18 protein-coding genes and 1 tRNA gene are annotated in these 19287 nt (G+C 69.7%); 10 read left to right on the plus strand and 9 right to left on the minus strand.

What is annotated here, in order from left to right:
* The first annotated feature begins 76 nt into the window (after nt 1-76).
* Genes ACGG9C_RS05485 through ACGG9C_RS05500 form a run of 4 tightly spaced genes read left to right on the plus strand, consistent with a single transcriptional unit; the run spans nt 77 to nt 4841 of the window.
* Nucleotides 77-823: an L-ribulose-5-phosphate 4-epimerase gene (locus tag ACGG9C_RS05485; RefSeq protein WP_194384622.1), complete on the plus strand. Its 747-nt coding sequence runs from the start codon at nt 77-79 to the stop codon at nt 821-823.
* A complete protein-coding gene (locus ACGG9C_RS05490) occupies nt 820-2367 on the plus strand; it encodes a xylulokinase (protein ID WP_194384623.1) in 1548 nt (515 codons plus the stop codon). Before ACGG9C_RS05485 ends, ACGG9C_RS05490 begins: the two co-directional genes overlap by 4 nt.
* 13 nt (nt 2368-2380) lie before the next feature.
* Nucleotides 2381-3892, plus strand: a complete 1512-nt coding sequence (gene araA, locus ACGG9C_RS05495) for an L-arabinose isomerase (RefSeq protein ID WP_194384624.1) — start codon at nt 2381-2383, stop codon at nt 3890-3892.
* Nucleotides 3893-3896: 4 nt separating this feature from the next.
* Nucleotides 3897-4841: an aldose 1-epimerase family protein gene (locus tag ACGG9C_RS05500; RefSeq protein ID WP_194384625.1), complete on the plus strand. Its 945-nt coding sequence runs from the start codon at nt 3897-3899 to the stop codon at nt 4839-4841.
* 33 nt (nt 4842-4874) lie between these two features.
* Here ACGG9C_RS05500 and ACGG9C_RS05505 read toward each other — a convergent pair whose 3' ends face one another.
* From ACGG9C_RS05505 to ACGG9C_RS05515, 3 genes are all read right to left on the minus strand, one after another.
* Nucleotides 4875-5426: a hypothetical protein gene (locus tag ACGG9C_RS05505; protein ID WP_071043989.1), complete on the minus strand. Its 552-nt coding sequence runs from the start codon at nt 5424-5426 to the stop codon at nt 4875-4877.
* 9 nt (nt 5427-5435) lie between these two features.
* Entirely contained in the window at nt 5436-5849 is a 414-nt protein-coding gene (locus ACGG9C_RS05510) for a DUF4383 domain-containing protein (protein ID WP_071043988.1), read from the minus strand.
* Between the two features lie 136 nt (nt 5850-5985).
* The gene (locus ACGG9C_RS05515) at nt 5986-6186 is read right to left on the minus strand and encodes a hypothetical protein (protein WP_071043987.1); all 201 of its coding nucleotides are present in this window, start codon (nt 6184-6186) and stop codon (nt 5986-5988) included.
* A 183-nt stretch (nt 6187-6369) separates the two neighbouring features.
* On the opposite strand from ACGG9C_RS05515, the gene ACGG9C_RS05520 reads away from it, so the two are divergent.
* From ACGG9C_RS05520 to ACGG9C_RS05535, 4 genes are all read left to right on the plus strand, one after another.
* The gene (locus ACGG9C_RS05520) at nt 6370-6984 is read left to right on the plus strand and encodes an asparagine synthase (protein WP_228480936.1); all 615 of its coding nucleotides are present in this window, start codon (nt 6370-6372) and stop codon (nt 6982-6984) included.
* Between the two features lie 45 nt (nt 6985-7029).
* Nucleotides 7030-7102 (plus strand) — tRNA-Arg (locus ACGG9C_RS05525).
* A 288-nt stretch (nt 7103-7390) separates the two neighbouring features.
* Nucleotides 7391-7861: an Hsp20/alpha crystallin family protein gene (locus ACGG9C_RS05530; protein ID WP_071043985.1), complete on the plus strand. Its 471-nt coding sequence runs from the start codon at nt 7391-7393 to the stop codon at nt 7859-7861.
* A gap of 89 nt (nt 7862-7950) precedes the next feature.
* Nucleotides 7951-9438 (plus strand): L-serine ammonia-lyase, iron-sulfur-dependent, subunit alpha, encoded by a 1488-nt coding sequence (locus ACGG9C_RS05535; protein WP_071043984.1) that lies wholly within the window; start codon nt 7951-7953, stop codon nt 9436-9438.
* A 162-nt stretch (nt 9439-9600) separates the two neighbouring features.
* Here the strand turns inward: ACGG9C_RS05535 and ACGG9C_RS05540 are convergent, their stop codons facing one another.
* Nucleotides 9601-10614, minus strand: coding sequence for a hypothetical protein (locus ACGG9C_RS05540; RefSeq protein ID WP_194384626.1), 1014 nt, complete (start codon nt 10612-10614; stop codon nt 9601-9603).
* 246 nt (nt 10615-10860) lie between these two features.
* A complete protein-coding gene (locus tag ACGG9C_RS05545; protein ID WP_071043982.1) occupies nt 10861-11292 on the minus strand; it encodes a MarR family winged helix-turn-helix transcriptional regulator in 432 nt (143 codons plus the stop codon).
* Between the two features lie 41 nt (nt 11293-11333).
* Here ACGG9C_RS05545 and ACGG9C_RS05550 point away from each other — a divergent pair, with 41 nt between their 5' ends.
* Nucleotides 11334-13154: a DUF2207 domain-containing protein gene (locus tag ACGG9C_RS05550; protein WP_390178380.1), complete on the plus strand. Its 1821-nt coding sequence runs from the start codon at nt 11334-11336 to the stop codon at nt 13152-13154.
* Between the two features lie 188 nt (nt 13155-13342).
* On the opposite strand, the gene ACGG9C_RS05555 is transcribed toward ACGG9C_RS05550, so the two are convergent.
* The 4 genes from ACGG9C_RS05555 to ACGG9C_RS05570 all read right to left on the minus strand — a co-directional run bounded on the left by ACGG9C_RS05555 (nt 13343) and on the right by ACGG9C_RS05570 (nt 17398).
* Nucleotides 13343-14221: a DUF1295 domain-containing protein gene (locus tag ACGG9C_RS05555; protein WP_194384628.1), complete on the minus strand. Its 879-nt coding sequence runs from the start codon at nt 14219-14221 to the stop codon at nt 13343-13345.
* Between the two features lie 18 nt (nt 14222-14239).
* Nucleotides 14240-16051, minus strand: coding sequence for an AMP-dependent synthetase/ligase (locus ACGG9C_RS05560; RefSeq protein WP_390178381.1), 1812 nt, complete (start codon nt 16049-16051; stop codon nt 14240-14242).
* A gap of 202 nt (nt 16052-16253) precedes the next feature.
* Complete coding sequence (locus ACGG9C_RS05565) at nt 16254-16670, minus strand: FAD-dependent oxidoreductase (protein WP_336510693.1); 417 nt, start codon at nt 16668-16670, stop codon at nt 16254-16256.
* Entirely contained in the window at nt 16580-17398 is an 819-nt protein-coding gene (locus tag ACGG9C_RS05570) for an FAD-dependent oxidoreductase (protein WP_194384629.1), read from the minus strand. Before ACGG9C_RS05570 ends, ACGG9C_RS05565 begins: the two co-directional genes overlap by 91 nt.
* 185 nt (nt 17399-17583) lie before the next feature.
* Between ACGG9C_RS05570 and ACGG9C_RS05575 the strand changes: the two genes are divergently transcribed.
* Nucleotides 17584-19038, plus strand: coding sequence for a helix-turn-helix domain-containing protein (locus ACGG9C_RS05575; protein ID WP_194384630.1), 1455 nt, complete (start codon nt 17584-17586; stop codon nt 19036-19038).
* Nucleotides 19039-19287: the final 249 nt, after the last annotated feature.

The following is a 19287-nucleotide window of genomic DNA, read 5'->3' on the forward strand; positions in this document are numbered from 1 at the left end:
CCGGAGAATTGTTACCGGTAACATTGCGCACGGTCGGTGCACGTCGACCAGCCGCACGAGACCCGACGGAGGACCCGTGACCGATTTCAGCGCCGAGATCAGCGCATCCATCGACGCCGTGCGCGCGGACGTCGCCCGCCTGCACGGCGAACTCGTCCGCTACGGCCTGGTCGTCTGGACCGGAGGAAACGTGTCCGGGCGCGTGCCCGGAGCCGACCTGTTCGTCATCAAGCCCTCGGGGGTCTCTTACGACGATCTCGCGCCGGAGAACATGATCCTGTGCGACCTCGACGGGGCGGTCGTTCCGGGCACTCCCGGGAGCGAGCGCAGTCCGTCGAGCGACACCGCGGCGCATGCCTACGTCTACCGGAACATGCCCGAGGTCGGCGGCGTCGTGCACACCCACTCCACCTACGCGGTCGCGTGGGCCGCGCGCGGCGAGGAGATCCCGTGCGTCATCACCGGGATGGCCGACGAGTTCGGCGGCCCCATCCCGATCGGACCGTTCGCGGTCATCGGCGACGACTCGATCGGCCGCGGCATCGTCGAGACCCTGCGCGGTCACCGATCCCGAGCCGTGCTCATGCAGAACCACGGGCCCTTCACGATCGGGGTCAGCGCGAAGGATGCGGTCAAGGCCGCCGTGATGTGCGAAGACGCCGCGCGCACCGTGCACCTGGCCCGACAGGCGGGGCCGCTCATCCCGATCCCGCCGGAGAAGATCGACGCGCTCTACTCCCGCTACCAGAACGTGTACGGGCAGACCTCGGACGAACGGCGCGACTCCGCCGATGCGCACGACCGGGGAGAGGACGCGCGATGAAGGGTGTACTGGGCATCGAACTCGGCTCGACGCGTATCAAGGCGTGTCTCGTCGAGGCGACGGATCCGACCGCGGTGATCGCGACCGGATCCTTCGCGTGGGAGAACCGCCTCGAGAACGACCTGTGGACCTACGACCTCGACGAGGTGTGGCACGGAGTGCGTGCGGCAGTCGCAGAGCTGCTCCGGGAAGCGCGTTCGGGCGACGGCGAGGCCCCCGAGATCATCGGGCTCGGGATCTCGGCGATGATGCACGGATACCTCGCGTTCGACGCCGACGACCGGCTGCTCGCTCCGTTCCGCACATGGCGCAACACGAACACGGGAGCGGCGGCGGCCGAGCTCTCCGAGGCGTTCGGGGTGAACATCCCGCTGCGCTGGTCGATCGCCCACCTCCACCAGGCTCTGCGCGATGGGGAGGCGCACGTTCCGCACATCGCCGCCGTCACGACCCTCGCCGGATACGTGCACCGCCGGCTCACGGGACGGCACGTGCTGGGCGTCGGCGATGCCTCGGGCATGTTCCCGATCGGCGCGGGCGGTGTCGCCTACGACGCCGATCTCGTCGCGCGGTACGCCGAGCTGGCGCCCGAGGTGGATCTGCTCGCCCTGCTGCCCGAGCCCCTCGCCGCCGGCGCCGACGCGGGCCGGCTCACCGCCGAAGGCGCATCGCTCCTCGACCTCGATGGTGCCATCCCCGCCGGCATTCCGATGTGCCCGCCCGAGGGAGATGCCGGAACGGGCATGGTCGCCACCGGCGCGGTCGCGCCGCGCACCGGCAACGTCAGCGCGGGCACGAGCATCTTCGCGATGGTCGTGCTGGAGCATCCGCTCGCCGAGGCGCATCACGAACTCGACCTCGTGACCACCCCCGCCGGCGACCCGGTCGCGATGGTGCACTGCAACAACGGGGCGAGCGAGCTCGCGGCGTGGGCCGGCATGTTCGAGCGCTTCGCCGCCGCGGCGGGATCGCCGCTCGCCTCCGACGCGGTGTTCGACGTGCTGTTCCGCGAAGCGCTGTCCGGCGCTCCGGATGCCGGTGGCCTGCTCGCCTACAACCACCTCGCGGGGGAGCCCATCGCCGGACTCGACGCGGGACGCCCGCTGTTCGTGCGAACCCCCGACAGCTCCTTCAGCCTCGCGAACGTCATGCGCGCCCAGCTCTACGGCGTCTTCGGCACCCTCGCCCTCGGCATGCGCGTGCTCGCCGGCGAGGGCGTCGCGATCGACCGGATGCTCGCGCACGGCGGCATGTTCCGCACCGCCGGGGTCGCTCAGCGCTTCCTCGCGGCGGCCCTCGACGCTCCCGTCGCCGTCGGCGAGACGGCGGCCGAGGGCGGCGCGTGGGGCATGGCCGTGCTCGCCGCCTACCGCGTGCACGGCGGCGATCGCGATCTGTCGACGTATCTCCACGACGAGGTCTTCGCCGGTGTCGAGGCCGACACGGCGCATCCGCACCCCGACGACGTCGCCGGCTTCGCCGCCTACCTCGACCGCTACGCCGCCGGCCTGGCCGTCGAGGCCGCCGCCGTCTCCGCCCTGTGACAGAAGGACACCCATGACTCGCAACGCACTCGCGACCACGCTCGACGGATACGAGGTCTGGTTCGTCACCGGCAGCCAGAACCTCTACGGCGACGAGACCCTGCGCCAGGTCGCCGAGCAGTCGCAGGCGGTCGTCGCGGGCCTGTCCCGCCTGCCCGTGACCGTCGTGTGGAAGCCGGTGCTGAAAGACGCCGAAAGCATCCGCCGTCTCGCCCTCGAGGTGAACGCCCGCGACGACGTGATCGGCGTGATGGCGTGGATGCACACCTTCAGTCCGGCGAAGATGTGGATCGCCGGCCTCGACGCCCTCCAGAAGCCGCTGCTGCACCTGCACACGCAGGCGAACGTCGAGCTGCCGTGGGCAGACATCGACTTCGACTTCATGAACCTCAACCAGGCCGCGCACGGCGACCGCGAGTTCGGCTACATCCAGACCCGCCTGGGCGTCGCGCGCAAGACCGTCGTCGGTCACGTCTCGAATCCCGACGTGCTGCAGCAGGTCGAGGACTGGCAGCGCGCGTGCGCCGGGTGGGCGGCATCCCGCACCCTCAAGCTCGCCCGCTTCGGCGACAACATGCGCTACGTGGCGGTGACCGAAGGCGACAAGACCGAAGCCGAGCTGCGGTTCGGCGCGCAGGTCAACACGTGGGGCGTGAACGACCTCGCCCGTGCCGTAACGCAGGCTGAGCCGCACGCCATCGACGCCCTGGTGCAGGAATACGCCGACCTCTACGACGTGCAGCCTGAGTTGCTGCCGGGTGGCGCGCGCCACGCGGCGCTGCGAGACGGCGCCGCCATCGAGATCGGCCTGCGCTCGTTCCTCGAAGAGGGCGGATTCGGCGCGTTCACGACGAGCTTCGAAGACCTCGGGGCCCTCACCCAGCTGCCGGGACTCGCCGTCCAGCGCCTCATGGCCGACGGCTACGGGTTCGGCGCAGAGGGCGATTGGAAGACCGCCGTGCTCGTGCGCATCGCGAACGTCATGGGTGCGGGGCTCCCCGGCGGGGCTTCCCTCATGGAGGACTACACGTACGACCTCGTGCCGGGTGATGAGAAGATCCTCGGCGCCCACATGCTCGAGGTGTCGCCGTCGCTGTCAACGCAGCGTCCGCGCCTCGAGGTGCATCCGCTCGGGATCGGCGGCAAGGACGACCCGGTACGGCTCGTCTTCACCGCGGACCCCGGGCCCGCCCTGGTGGTGGCGATGAGCGACATGCGCGACCGGTTCCGCCTCGTGGCGAACGTGGTCGAGAACGTCGACGCGCCCGATCTGCCGAAGCTCCCGGTCGGACGCGCGGTGTGGAAGCCGGCGCCGGACTTCGCGACGTCGGCGGCCTGCTGGCTCGCGGCCGGCGCGGCGCACCATACTGTGATGACGACCGCCGTCAGCCTCGACGTGTTCCGCGACTTCGCGGAGATCGCGCGCACCGAGCTCGCCGTCATCGACGAGCAGACCACGGTGCGCGGCTTCCAGCAGGAGCTGCGGTGGAACCAGGCGTACTACCGACTCGCACAAGGACTCTAGAACCATGGCACGAATCCCCGCGTCCGGCATCCAGCACACCATCCGGGCGGGTGAGTACGAAGCCGTCATCGCGAGCGTCGGCGCGACCCTGCGCTCGCTGACCTTCGCGGGCCGAGACCTGGTCGTGCCGTTCGGTGCCGACGAAGTGCGCCCGGCGCATCGCGGCGCGACCTTGGCGCCGTGGCCGAATCGCGTCGTCGACGGTGCGTACTCGTTCGGCGGCCGGGAATTCCAGCTCGCCCTGACCGAGCCGGCACGCGCACACGCGTTGCACGGGCTGGCCACGTGGCTCGACTTCGACGCCGTCGACGCGGGCGCCGATCACGTCGTGCTCGAGGCGGTCATCCCGCCGCAGACGGCCTATCCGTGGCGTCTGCTGGTGCGCGCGTCGTTCGCCCTCGGGGCGGATGGGCTGACCCAGTCGGTCACGGTGCACAACGAATCGGATGCGCCGGCACCGTGGGGAACGGGCCCGCACCCCTATCTCGTGGCGGGTGAGGGCCGGGTCGATCAGTGGACTCTGACGCTGCCCGCCGACCAGGTGCTGGCCGTCACGCCGGAGCGGCTCATCCCCACGACCCTCCGCCCCGTCGACGCCGACGATCCGGCGCGGTTCGACTTCCGCGCGGCACGGCGCATCGGCGCCGTCGAGATCGATCACGCCTACACGGACCTCGTGCGCGACGGCGACGGTCACGCGACCGTGACGCTGACCGCAGAGGACGGCTCGGGCGTGCTCATGCAGTGGGATGCGTCATGTCCGTGGGTGCAGGTTCACACGGCCGATCGGCCCGACCCCGACGAGAGCAGGCTCGGGCTCGCGGTCGAGCCGATGACGTGTGCGCCCGATGCCTACAATGCCGACAGCTACGACTACGACGCGGGACTCATCGTGATCGAGCCGGGGCAGGAGTCGACGGCATCGTGGCGGATCGCGGCGATCGCCTGACCGCTGCGTTCGCCTGACCGCGGCGTTCGATCGTCAGTGGTGGTCGTGCGTCGCCGGCTGATAGCCGCCGGGAGTATCGGCGAGGCGTGTCGCCTCGACGGATGACAGCGCGGGGGTGACGAGGGCCGACACCACGATGGCCCCCGCGACGAGGCCGATGACGGCGCCACCCGTGCTCCCGCTCGGGCGCCGGCCGGTGCGCCGCAGGGCGCGGGCGCTCGAGGCGGCGACCACGATGATGAGCGCGACGGCGGCGGCGGCGGCGAACGCGCTCGTGTGCGCCGCGTCGACGATCAGGGCGCCGGCGATCGCCAGGATGGCGCCGATCGATGCGGCGATCGTGACGCGAGGAAGCGGCAGGACGCCACGCGCGAGGACGACGGCGCCCCACACCATCGCCGCCGCGCCGAGAGGGAGCAGGGCGACGCCGATGGCTCGCGATGCGAGCGACGAGTCGTCGGCCGTGATCGCGCCCGCCGCGAGGGCGAGTTGGATGAGGCCGGCGCCCCACGCCGCGATCGCGGGAACCGTGACGGTCCACGCGATCGCGGGGGTGCGCCGACGAGCGTCGTGCGAGCTCGACATCTGTCCGGCTCAGGCGAGGCGGCCGCGAGCAGACGTGCTCCGGTCCGCGGCAAGGCCGACGCCGAGCAGCACGATGGCGCTCGCCAGGTGCAGGAAGTGGTCGAACGTGTTGAGGGCGAGGATGTTCGCCGCGGTTCCCACCAGGAAGAACCCGACGACGCCGAGCAGGAGGTAGACAGCTCCCACGGCGATGTTGATGCCCTTGGCCGCGGCCACGGACGACAGGCCGCCGATGAGGAGAACGGCTCCCACCGCGACGTGGACGATGTTGTGCAGCGGGTTCACCTCGAAGATGCCGAGGAGCAGCCCACCCTCGGTCGCGATGAATCCGACGCCGCCGGTGACGAGGAAACCGAGCAGACCTACGACGATGTAGACCGCGCCGAAGATCGAGGCGACGAGGCGGTTCGGTGACGATGACATGTGTAACCTCCTGAATCTGTGCAACGGGGTGTCGCACAGGTGATTCGCAGTATCGGCATTTTCGGATTGCCCGCGGGTGCCGATGTCCGCGGAAACTCCCGGGTCCGCTGCGTCGCGCGGGCCCGGAGCGAGCGGGTCAGCTGTCGCCGCGCATCTTCTCGTTGGCCTCGTTCTTCGCCTTCACCGAGTCGCGCTCTGCTTCGGCCTTCTTGACGTCGGATTCCGCGCGCATCTCGTCGAGCTTGTCGTCGATGCGGTCCCGGGTGTCTTCCCACGCTTCGCCGGCCTTGCGACCGGCGGTCTCCGCGGCATCCTTCGCGTCATCCATGAATCCCATGAGTCACTCCTCTTCTCGAAAGGCAACCGGGTCCCTGTCTGGGCCCGGTTGAGACGCTATTGCGCGCGTGCGGGCTTGGGGATGGGCTTGCGCGGGCTTCGGGCGACGGGTATCGCACACGGCGCATGCCAGATCCGGCTCAGGTGCGGACGATACGATCTCGTGTGGACGGGAGGTGTGCGGATGGGGCGCAACGCAGACGCGATCGCGGAAGGTGTCTCGATCGCCGACGCCGCGGCACGGCTCGCGGTGCGCAACCGCATCCTCGTCGACACGATCGCGCGCAACGAGCCCTTCGATCCCGAACGGGTCGCCCCTTTCGCCAGGGAGACGCTTCTGGCGCTCGCCGCCGAGCAGGAGGCCGCGGCCGACCTCACCCGCAAGCAGCGCAAGAAGGCGTGGGGGAAGTACTCCGATCCCGACGGCACGCACGACTACCGCGATCGGGACACCCGCAACCTTCGACGTCGACAGCGGCAGTACACCGGCGTCGCGAAGGTGCTGCGCGAGCGGGCCGACGACGCCGAGGCCGTCGCTGAACTCGTCGCCGGTGCACGCCAGGCCGCCTGGGGCGACGTCGAGTCGAATCTGCAGCGGCGGCTGGTCGTCGAGGGAGCACGTCCCGACCTCGAACCCGACTACGGGCAGATGCGGGCCGCACGCATGCAGGCTCTGCGTCTCGTCGATCTGCCGCGCCTGGCAGCCCACCGCCGTCGTATCGGCGACGTCACGGTCGGAGCGGTGGACGAACCGGAAGACGTCGCCGCCGCCATCGATTCGCCACCGACCGAATCGTGAGGTAGTCTGAACCTCGGCCTTCGCGCCGTTTCGCGCGGAGGTCCTGCGCCTCTAGCTCAATGGATAGAGCATCTGACTACGGATCAGAAGGTTGGGGGTTCGAGTCCCTCGAGGCGCGCACTGTGTTGAGACAGTGAGGAATCCCTCGCCCATCGGGCGGGGGATTTTCGCGTTTCCGGCGGCGGTCGGCCCGTATGGCACACGGGCGCGATGGCGTCCCGAGGTCGGCGCTGCCGGCTGATCCCGACCCTTTCGGCATGCTTGTCGTTCCGTTCGCCCAGGGCGATCGAAAGATCTGGCACTCGCAGGAGGAGAGTGCTAATCTGGGCTTACTTGAGTCAATGTGACTCAACTTGGACAAGACACTGTCGGATGGCCGCATCCGACCCGCTACGAAGGAGCAGAAATGGGAACCTACGACCCGTTCCGTGAGCTGGACCGCATGGCGTCGAGCCTCCTCGACGCGCGACGTGGACCCCGCCGCATGCCGATGGACCTCTATCGCGATGGCGACCACTACGTCCTGAACGCCGACCTCCCCGGCATCGACCCGGGCTCGGTCGACATCGACGTCGACGGCCAGCTGCTGACGATTCGCGCCGAGCGGACCCTCGCGTCGGGCGACGGCGTCAAGTGGATCACACGGGAGCGCGAGGCGGCGAGCTTCGTGCGGCAGCTGAACCTCGGACAGGGCATCGACACCGAACGCATCTCGGCGAGCTACGGCAACGGCGTGCTGTCGGTGACGATCCCGGTCAGCGAGAAGGCGAAGCCGCGCAAGATCGAGGTCGCGACCGAGGCCCAGCGCTCGGTGCTGCAGGCGCATGAGTCCCACTCCGCGGCATCCGCGGACGGACCGACGCCCGTCGAACAGTAGACCTCCCTCCGGCGACAGCCCCGACTCCACGAGCCGGGGCTGTCGCTCTGTCTCGGCGCGGAGCAGTCCGTGGGGCGTAGCCTGGAGCGATGAGCGCCTATGTCTCGGCGTTCGAGCTGTTCTCCATCGGAATAGGACCCTCGAGCTCCCACACCGTCGGCCCGATGCGCGCCGGGCGTGAGTTCGCCGTCCGCCTGCGCGAGAGCAAGCTTCTCGACCGGGTCACGGGGGTTACGTGCGCGCTCTACGGGTCCCTCGGGGCGACAGGAATCGGCCACGGCACTCCGGATGCGGTGGTGGCCGGGCTTTCCGGGCTCGATCCCGAGACGGCCGATCCGGGAGCGATCCGCGGGGCCTGGTCGAACCTGGCGGACGGGGACCGGATGCTCCTCGGCGGCATGAGACCGGTGCCCTTCGCCAAGGCGGACGTGAGCTTCGAACCTCGGACGCGCCTCCCGGAGCATCCGAACGCGATGACGCTCGTCGCGCGCGACGACGAGGGCGGCGTGCTGGCTGAGGAGACCTATTACTCCGTGGGCGGCGGTTTCATCCGGCGCGACGGCGAGGCTCCGAGGATCGAAGCGACTCCGTCACCGATCCGCTTCGATTCGGCGGAGGAGCTCCTCGCGATCTGCGACGAGCGCCACCTGACGATCGCCGAGGCTGCGCGCATGAACGAGACGGCGCTGCGCTCGGAGGCCGAGGTCGCGGCCGGCCTCGATCGCATCTGGGATGCGATGGCCGACTGTGTCACGGCGGGTCTGCACGCCGACGGCGTGCTGCCGGGCATGCTGAAGGTGAAGCGGCGCGCGAGCGTGATCCGAGCACAGCTCGAGGACACCACTGCGGCCGGTGGTCGCGAGTTGCCGGGAGAGTGGCTCGGCGCGTTCGCCCTGGCCGTGAACGAGGAGAACGCCGCCGGAGGCCGGGTCGTCACCGCGCCGACGAACGGTGCGGCCGGAATCCTGCCGGCGGTCGCGATGTACTGGTGGCGTTTCCTGGCCGACTCGGGACTCGGCGCCGGAAACGCCGTCACGCCCCACGGGGAACTGGTCGGCAGTGCCCTCTTGGGGTTCGGCACCGCGGGCGATGTCGCCGACGCGGGGGACGACGACGCCGTCGCGGACGCGAACCGCCGCCGTGGCATCCGCCGCTTCCTTCTCACGGCGACCGCTCTCGGGTCGCTCTTCAAGGCGAACGCGTCGATCTCGGGTGCCGAAGGCGGCTGTCAGGCCGAGGTCGGGTCGGCGTGCGCGATGGCGGCCGGCGGACTGACGGCGGTGATGGGCGGCACGAACCGCCAGATCGAGAACGCCGCGGAGATCGCGATGGAACACCACCTCGGCCTGACGTGCGATCCCGTCGGTGGGCTCGTGCAGATCCCCTGCATCGAGCGCAACGCGATTGCCGCATCCACCGCCGTCACCGCGGCGCGGCTGGCCCTGCGCGGGGACGGTTCGCACTTCGTGTCGCTCGATGCGGTCGTCGAGACGATGCGTCAGACCGGCATCGACATGTCCCACAAGTACAAGGAGACCAGCGAGGGCGGTCTCGCGGTGAACGTCATCGAGTGCTGACCCGCCGGATGCCGCATCCGTCGGTTCACCTGTCACCGGATGCCGCCTCCTCCGGTTCACCTGTCACGGGATGCCATATCCTCCGGTTCACGTGTCACCACATGTCGCATCCGCTCCGGAAATCGGCATCCAATGACAACCGAAAACCACGTCCGCGCGAGGTCACGCGGACGGATCGCATGCCCAGCCGCGCTGTGCGAGATGGTGGCGGATGCGGGTCACGGCGGGGCTGACACTCGGGGCGAGGTGGATCGCTGAGAACCGCAGCACGGTCCATCCCAGATCCTGATATCGCCCGTACTTCTCGATGTCGCGATTCCACTGGCGGCGGTTGGTGCGATGGTGGTCGCCCTCGCACTCGATCAGGAGGCCGAAGGTCGGATAGGCGAACTCCGTGCACCCGACGAGGTGTCCGCGATCGTCTCGCACATCGTGATCGAGGACCGGATCGGGGAGCCCCGCGCGCCACAGCCCGAGGCGAAGCGCCGTCTCGGTGGGGCTCGCCACCCCTTCGCGCACGAGCGGCAGTGCCTGGCGGAGTGCGGATGCGCCGATCCGGCGACCGGCTTCGATCGAGGCCTCGAGCTGAGCGAACGTCGCGAGAGCGGTCTCCGGTCCGGTGCGATGCCCATCCTCGGTGCGAGGTCTATGCAGGAGTGCATCTCCGGCGGCGACGAGGTCGTCGAGCGAAAGGATGCCGCCGAGCTGCGCCCAGGTCGCCGCGGGCGACGCGATGCGCATCCCGTCGCGGATCCGGACCGAGACGAGGTGAGCCGCCAGCTGGTGACCGCGGACCCCTGCCGCGCGCGGCGCGCGGTGCGGCGCGGCGACGGAGACGTCGAGGGCGTCCGGCTCGAGAGCGCCGCTCGGAAGGGGCAGCCCCCACAGCGCGGCCGCCGTGCCATGACTGAAGAACGCGTGGTCCGCCATCACCGTGTTGTAGGCGGCCGCCCTCCTCGCCATGTCCTGCCGTCTTCGTCGCGCGGCCTCAGCGCCGGGCGTCGCGGTCTCCGACGCGATGTCGACGGCGCCGGTCGCACGCATTCGAGCGCCGATGAACGGCATCTCCAGGTCCCGTCCGCGCAGGCGTCGTGCGCTCACGCCCATCCGGCGGGCCTCTGCGACGGAGAAGGCGACGTCCAGCCGCGGATCGATCGGTTCCGGTCGCCGTGGCATGCACCCGACTATCGCGTCACCGCTCGCGCCGCACCCGCCACTTCCCGGCATCCGGGGATGGATGCTGTCTCCTCCCGCCCTGTGGAGGAGCGGTGCGCCCCCCCCGATTCATATGGCGCAGGATGTCGCATCCCGCCATTCACCGGTCGCGGGATGTCGCATCCGGGGCCGAAACCGACGATGAGCGGCAACCGAACACTCTCGAACGACATCGAGGGGCAACCGAACACTCCTGGAGGGCAGCAGTCAGGCGCGAGCTCGCAGCTTGGCGGTGATGTCGCGGAGGCGCGCGAGTTCGTCGTCGTCGAGGCACGACATCCGGTCCGCGATGGAGCGGGCGTGCTGCGAGGCGACGCGACGGAAGGTGGTCGCACCGCGCTCCGTCGCGCGCACCAGCGAGCCGCGACCGTCGTCGGGGTCGGGGCATTTCGAGATCAGGCCGCGCTGCACCATCCGGTCGACCAGGCGCGACACGCTCGGCTGGCTGATGAGCATGTTGGCGGTGATGTCACGCAGGCGTGCGGTCATCTCGGGCCCGCGCGTGACCGTCAGCAGCACGTCGTATTCGCCCTGGCCGAGCTCGTCGTCGTGGAAATCGGCGCTGATCTCGTCGAGGATCTCGTGCTGGGCGCGGAACAGGCTCTCCCACGCTTCCACGGCGAGACGGCGATCGGTCATGGAGAAAGAGTAGGCCGAATCGTGCCCCCTAGGCTGGAGACATGTCTGTCACGGGGGCGGTCCAGCATGTTCGCGCGCGTCTGAAGCGGAGCGGCGTCGCCGCCGTGGCGCTCGCGATCGCCTTCGTCGCCGTCGGTTCGGCCCCGGCAGCCGCCGCCGACGTCGACGACTTCTCGTTCGCGAGCATGCACGCCGACTACACCCTCGGCCTCGACGAGGACGGCCACAGCACCCTGCGCGTCGTGGAGACCTTCGTCGCCGAGTTCCCCGACTCCGACCAGAACCGTGGCATGCGGCGGATCATCCCCGACACCTACAACGGTCAGCCGCTCTTCCCGGAGCTCCTGTCGGTCACCGATGCAGACGGGCAGGCGCGCGCCGTCGAGGTTGAGCAGGAGGACGGATCGTTCGTCATGACCTCCGCCGCCGACGACTACGTGCACGGCGAGCAGACCTACGTGTTCACGTACGAGCTCCAGAACGTCACGTGGCGCTTCCCCGACACCGGCGACGAGTTCTACTGGGACATCAACGGCCTCGACTGGCGTCAGCCGTTCGGAGACGTCTCGGTCACGCTCACCGTCGAACCCGAGCTCGCCGATTCCCTCGCGGGCGAACAGGCGTGCTATTTCGGTCGCGACGGCGTTGCCGACGCCTGCCCGATCAGCACGAACCAGGGCGAGGATGGAGCCGTCGTGATCGAGGCCGGCGGTGTTGCGCTGGACCGGTTCGAGACGGTGACCATTGCGGTCGGGTTCGAGGACGACACGTTCGTGCTCTTCGATACGAGCTACCTCGCCTCGCCGTGGGGGTGGGCACAGGGTCTGTCGGGGCTCGGGATGATCGGGGCTGTGGTCTTCGCGATCGTGCACCGTCGACGTTCGCTCGCCGACGCGCCCGGTCGCCCGACGATCATCGCCGAGTTCACCCCGCCGCGGCAGGTGGATGCGCTCGAGTCGGCCGTGATGCTCGGGCGCACGACGAAGGCGATCCCCGCCGAGGTTCTCGAACAGGCGATCGTCGGGAGCATCCGGATCGTCGAGGGTGACAAGAAGTTCTTCGGCGGCACCAAGCTCAAGGCCCAGCTGCTGGACCGCAGCCGGGCTGACGGCGACGGGCGCATGCTTCTTGACGGACTGTTCGGGTCGTCTGGGGCACCCGGGGCGGAGTACGAGTTCGGCTCGCAGGACCGGCGCTTCTCGACGGCGGCGCAGAAGATCATCAAGGCCGCGAATCGAGAGCTGACACGCACCGGCCTGCGTCGCCCGGTCCCTGGGCGTGCGCGTGTGCTGCCGATCCTCGTCTCGCTCGGCGTCATGGCCCTCACGGTGGTGCTCGGCGTCGTGGCGATCTCGTCGGGGGTGGATGCGGGCATCCCGCTGTTGGTGATGTTCGCCTCGATCGCGCTGGCGGTGCTGACGATGGTCCTGGTCGCACGCAAGCCGCTGAGCGCGGAGGGCGCCGAGGTGCGGGACCACCTCAAGGGCCTTGAGATGTTCATCGAGTGGGCCGAAGCCGACCGCATCCGCATGCTTCAGTCGCCCGCGGGCGCGGAGCGGGTGTCGGTCGATCCCGGTGACCGGGTGCAGATGATCCGCCTGTACGAGAAGCTGCTTCCGTACGCGGTCGTCTTCGGTCAGGAGAAGGCGTGGGCGCAGCAGCTCGCCGTCATGTACGGCGCGGGTGTCGCGCCGTACTGGTACTACGGCACCGCCGGGTTCGACTCCTCGTCGTTCTCCAGCGGCATCGCGTCGCTGTCGACGGCGGCCGCATCGTCGTCGTCGACGTCGGGCGGCTCCAGCGGCGGCGGTTCAGCCGGTGGCGGTGGCGGTGGCGGTGGCGGCGGTGGCGGCGGGGTGTGAATCACGGCCGCGGTTCTCGTCGCACTGTGGCGGCGAGAGTGAGGGCCGGTCGGAGAGGCTTCCGACCGGCCCTTTCCCTTTGCACCAAGAGCAATCACATGCCGGTGATCGCCACAGCAAAACGATCACCGTGCGAGCACTCTATAACGAAAAGGTAACGCTGCGGAAGCCCCGTTCGGCGTGTCGTCTCAGGCGGGCGAGCTCAGGCGCGGGATGAGGGTCGGCGTGCGCTTCTTGTAGGCCTCGTAGTCGTCCTCACCGCCCCAGGTGCGGTCGGCCTTCTGCTCGAGCAGCGGGATGCCGCTGACGCGGGTGAGGAGCAGGATCACGAACAGCGGAGAGATCAGCGCGACCCACTGCCATCCCGTGAGAACGGGCGCGGCGACGAGGAAGACACCCAGCCAGATCACGATCTCGCCGAAGTAGTTGGGGTGACGTGAGCGCGACCACAGTCCGCTGCGGATGAACCGCCCCTTGTTCGCGGGGTCGGCTTTGAAGGCGGTCTTCTGAGCATCGGCGGTGATCTCGACGACCATGCCGAGCACCCACACGGCGATTCCCGCCACGGCCAGCCAGCCGATCGGAGCGCGGGTCTCACTGCTCATCGCGATCCATGCCGCCGAGGCCGTGAGCGAGACCCAGGCGCCCTGCAGCACCCACACCCGCAGGAAGCGCACCGGATTCGTCTTCAGGTCGTCGAACCTGTCATCGCCGCCGCTGCGGTGCACTCGCACGAACAGGAAGGCACCGAGGCGCACCGCCCACAGCACGATCATCGCGGCGAGCACCCACCCACGCGCATCCGCGACCGGCGCGAGCAGCAGCACGGCCACCGAGACGCCGATGAACGTCAGGCTGCCCGTGATGTCGAAGAACTTCTCCGTGCGGGCCAGCTGCGACGGGATCCACACGATCACCTGCACGGCGAAGGCGGCTGCGACGGCGAGGGCGAACAGCGGGATGCCGGCGACGAGCGCGGTGCCCTGGCTGCCTGCCCAGGCCACCAGGCCACCGAGGGCGAGGGCGACGACGATCGCGACGAGCGACGCGCGTGTGGCGGAAGTCATGGGGGTCCTCTCGAGGGGTCAGCGGTAGAGGTCGTCGACGGCGTTGCCGCTGCGCTCCAGCAGGGCGCGTCGCTTGATCTTCATGGTCGGAGTGACCAGGCGGGTGTCGTCGAGGTCGGTGGAGACGAGGGCGAATCGGCGCACGCCCTCGCTGTGCGACACGCGGGCATTGGCGGCGTCGACGCTGCGCTGCAGGTGGGCGATCAGGCGAGGTTCGGAGATCGGCGTGACACCTTCGCCGGAAACGGCGTCGAGGCGGATTCCCTGCGCGTCCGCCCACGCCTCGGTCGCGGCGCGGTCGAGCACGAGCAGCGCCGACAGGTACGAGCGGCCTTCGCCCACCATGACCGCGTGCGCGACGAGCGGATCAGCCTCGACGCGCGTCTCCCACGGCTGCGGCACGACCGTCTTTCCGTTGCTGGTGACGATGACGTCCTTCAGGCGTCCCTCGAGCACCACGCGGCCGTCGTCGTCGAGACGGCCGAGGTCGCCGGTGCGGAAGAAGCCGTCGACGAATGCTTCGGCGGTGTGCGCCGGGTCGCGATAGCCCGAGAAGATGCCGACCCCGCGAGCGAGGATCTCGCCGTGCTCGCTGATGCGAACGGTGGAGCCGGGGAGCGGGTAGCCGACGGTTCCCGAGCGGATGTCGTCGGGCAGGTTCCCGGTCAGGGGAGCGGTCGTCTCGGTGAGACCGTAGCCCTCGATGACGGGCACGCCGATACCGCGGAACAGGCGCGAGAGATCGGGATCGAGCGCGCCGCCACCGGAGAGGATGTAGTCGAGGCGGCCGCCCATCCGGGCCCGCAGCCGTCGGAAGAACAGGGCGTCGAAGACGGCGCGACGCGCGCGGAGCGCCGCGTCGGGGCGGGTGCCCGCCTCGAGGTCATCGGCCCACGAGACGGCGGTGCGCACAGCGGCGCGCCACAGTGCCCCCAGGCGCGCCTCGTCGGCCTTCTCCGCCGCGGCGTTCCGGATGCGCTCGAGCACTCGCGGCACGACCACGAGAAAGGTGGGGCGCAGCACACCGAGGCTGTCGACGACCTCGGTCGGGTCGGAGACGTGGGCGATGCGCATCCCGCCGGCGAGGCAGATCAGCTGCAGTCCGCGTGCCAGCACGTGAGCGAGCGGCAGGAAGATGACGGTGTTCCCGTCCGCGCGAACCACCTCGCGGTACGCGGCGGCGACGTTGCGCACCTGGCCGACGAAGTTGCGGTGGGTGAGTATCGCGCCCTTGGGCTCCCCGGTCGTGCCGGACGTGTAGACGATCGTCGCCGGTGAATCCAGGTCGGCCTGGGTGCGGCGCAGCTCGAGCAGGTCGTCTGCGACATCGGCGCCGCCGGCAGCGAGCGCGATGAGGTCGTTGGTGCCGGGATCCATCGTCCAGACGCCGAGGTCCTCCGACCCGACGGCGTCGAACGCCGCCCGCAGGAGCGATGCCTGGCGCTCGCCGCCGCCGATCGCGAGGGTGACCTGCGCGTCGGCGATGATGGCCTCGACCTGTTCGGGGGACGACGTGTCGTAGACGGGCACGACCACGGCACCGGCGAACCATGCCGCGAGGTCGGCGACGGCCCATTCGTATCGCGTCGGAGCCATGATCGCGACGCTGTCCTCGGCCTCGACGCCGGCGTGGATGAGGCCCTTGGCCAGTGCGGTCACCTCGCCGAGGTACTCCGCCGTGGTCACCTGGCGCCACGGGGCGTCGGGATCCCCGGTGGCGACGTCGAACGCCGCGTGGTCGGGGTCGGCGGCGGCGCGGCGCACCAAGAGGTCGGTGACGTTGCGGTGATCGTCGATGTCGACGAGCGGCGCGGTGGAGTGCTCCTTCATGGTGGTCTCCTGGGTCGAGGCGGCGGGCGTAGGGGAGGACCCGCTCTGAGGAGAGTTCGGAGCGCAGGGTCGTTCGGATGGGCGGATCGCGTCGGGCGGCGAGCGATTCGTCCTGTCGGGCGAGGGAACAGGTCGTGTGAAGCCTCAGCGTAGGGGGCTCGACCCACCCCGCCGTGCGCTTTCCCTTCGCGTCGCTCGACCGCTAAAATCCGATGCCGCCCGCGGGATGCGACGCGGCGGTGACCGAGAACGTCGAGATGTCGTCACCGGTCTCGCCGTCGACGGCCAGCTCGGCGAGGATGCGGCCGATCGTGGGGGTGAACTTGAAGGCGTGCCCTGCACCGAGCCCGACGAGGATGTCGGGATGCTCGGGCAGGGGACCGATCACGAAGTTGCGGTCGGGAGTGATGGCGTACTGGCACGTGACCGTGCGCAGGGGCTCTCCGCTGGCGGGGATCGTCGCACCCATGAACTCCGTCAGCTGCGCGAGGAGTTCGGGTGAGGGCACGAAGGTGCGCTCTTCGGGTGTCATGAGGTTGTCGGAGCGATCCCGGGCGGCCTTGATCGTCGGCTCGCCATAGGTCGGGAAGCCGTAGAAGCAGTTGGTGTCTTCCCAGATCCAGACGGGGAAGCGGTCGCGGTCGAGGGTGCGGCATCATCGGGCTTGAAGTACGTCACCTGCTCTTGCATGGTGATGAGCGGTATCGCGGCGCCGAGGGGCTCGAGGAGAGTGTTTGTCCATGCATCCGCCGTGACGACGACCTTGTCGGCGAGCACGTCGCCTTTCGTCGTGCGTACGATCACGCCGTCGCCGGTCGGGTCGAGCGCGAGCACCGGTGTGCGGTCGCGGATGTCGGCCCCGCCGACCCGAGCATGCATCTGCAGGGCCGCGACGGATCGCGCCGCGTGGACGATGCCGGAGTCGGGCGTCCAGATCGTCTCGACACCGTCGGGCAAGCGGAATTGCGGCCACCTCTCGTGCACCTCCGCGGGCGTGAGGAGTTCGTAGGGGATGCCGACCTCGGTCAGGCTGTCGGCGAAGTGGGATGCCGCGAAGGGCCCGTCGGAGGGGATGAAGACGAGTCCGCCCGTGATGACGGTGAGCTGCTCACCCGTCGTCGCCTCGAGTTCCGCCCAGTCCCGATACGACGACCGTGCCAGGCGCACGTACTCGGGTGAGCCGTACGAGGTGCGGATGATGCGGGAGGTGTCGTGCGAGGCGCCGCGCACGTGCCCGAGCTCGAACTGCTCGAACGCGATGGTCTTCACGCCTCTGCGGGCGAGGTGGTAGGCGGTTGCGCTCCCGAGCGCTCCCATGCCGACGACGGCGACGTCGAACTTCTCCATTTGGCTCTCGTTTCTTGGGGTCAAGCGGGCGGTGGGCGCCACGATCAGCCCTGGTGAGAGGGCGGTTCGGCGGGGTTCCGAGCGAGTGTGGCCATTATGGGAAGTGCGTCTCGCGGCTGTGTTACAGTGCTCGCCACGTGCAAACCGTCGGTGGGAGGTTTGCTGTTCTTGCGTCGGGAGGCGGGATGACCGCTCGAGTCGCCGCAGGTCTGCGGGCTCTGCAGGCGGTCGCGGGTCGTACGGATCCGACCCTTTCCGTGGCTGCCGGCGAGATCGCACGGACGATCGCCATGCCGTTGAGCACCGTGTCGCGACTGTGCGCGGAACTGGTCGGGCTGGGTCTGCTCGCCCGCGGCGACGCATACGGCTCCTACCGGGTCGGCGAGGTCGCCCTGGCGCTGTCCGGGCGCGCGTCGTCACCGTACGCCCGGGTCTGCCGCACCGTGCTGACCCGCATCGCCCACCGCACGGGCGAGACGGCGGTCTTGGCGGCACCCACGCCCGAGGGCATGAGGGTGGTCGGGGCCGTCGTTTCGCCCTGGACGCTGCACTCGCCCGCCGAGGTCGGTGAGCTCGTCGTGGACCGCCCGAGTGCGATCGCACGAGCGGGATCTGAGGAGGAGACGACGTCGGGCGGCGGACGTGTCGTCGAGACGACGGTCGGCAAGTCCGTCGAGATCGCCGTGCCGATCCTGGCGCCGGGAGGCGACGCGCTCGCCGTTGTCGCCGTTCGCCTGCCGATGAACCGGGCGAGGCAGGGCATCGCGGTCGCGCGCAAGGCGGTTCTCGAGGCGCGACGCGCGGTGGAACGGGTCGTCGACGCGCGAGGTCAGACTGCATCGCCGTCGGTGCCGGCGGCGATGAGTTCCCCACCGGCATCCCCGCCCGCACCCGCCCTCGCGGCGACGCTCGACATGCTGTGGGCGCTGTCGTCGGGGCCACGGCCGCTCGCGGAGCTGGCCAGGGCGGCGGGGATCCGTCGAGATCGCGCCGTACGTCTGCTGGAGACCTGCCGACGCAGCGGGGTGGTCCGCATCGAGGAGGGTGAGGGGCTGGTGAGCCTCGAGTGGTCGATCCATGGGTGGCAGCGGGCTGCGCTGGCTTCGAGGCTCGTCACCCAAGGAACGCCGGTCGTCGCACGCACGGCTGATCGCGCGGGCGTGTGCGCCTTCATCACGGTGCTGCGGGGAATGCGGTCGGTCACCCTTGTGGAGGAGTTGCGTCACATCGGCCCCGGCCTGGAGATGACGCCGTGGCTCGGGCGGCCGTGCCCCATCCTCAGCTCCGATGGCGGGCCGGCGCTGATGCTTGCGTTCGACGACGACGACATCGGCGCGTTTCTTCCGGCACGGGCGGATGCGCGGGAGTCGGCCGAGTTCTTCCGTCGCGTCCACCTGCTCGGCAAAGACGGCGTGATGGCGCGGGAATCCTTCGAGGAGGCGGGTCAGACCGCGTTCACCGCGCCGATCCGGGATTCCAGCGGAGCGGTCGTCGCGGCAGCGTGCCTCGTGGGGGCGTCGGATGAGATGCGTCCCCGCGTCGCGGAGTTGTCGGACGCGGTGCACACGATGGCCGCGGAGGTGTCGATCCTCGTGGGCTTCGGCGCGGAGTATCCCGGGGGAGCCGTGCCGACACGGTGAAGGGCCGGTCGGAGAGGCTTCCGACCGGCCCTTGTCCCTTGCACCAAGAGTGTCCTGCAATCACATGCCGGTGATCGCCACAGCAAAACGATCACCGTGCTCACACTCTATAACGGAAAGGTAACGAGGGGAAGGGTTTTTCGAGACCTTTTTGTGATTTTCCTCGCAGGCGTCAGCTGTCCGGCGCCGTGCAAGTTGTCAGTCGCGCCACGCGATCTGTCAGCGGAGTCAGGCGCCTGTCAGCCGTGC

Source organism: Microbacterium sp. MTN4-26 (assembly GCF_042846595.1).
In the GTDB taxonomy this organism is placed as follows: Bacteria; Actinomycetota; Actinomycetes; order Actinomycetales; family Microbacteriaceae; genus Microbacterium; species Microbacterium luteum.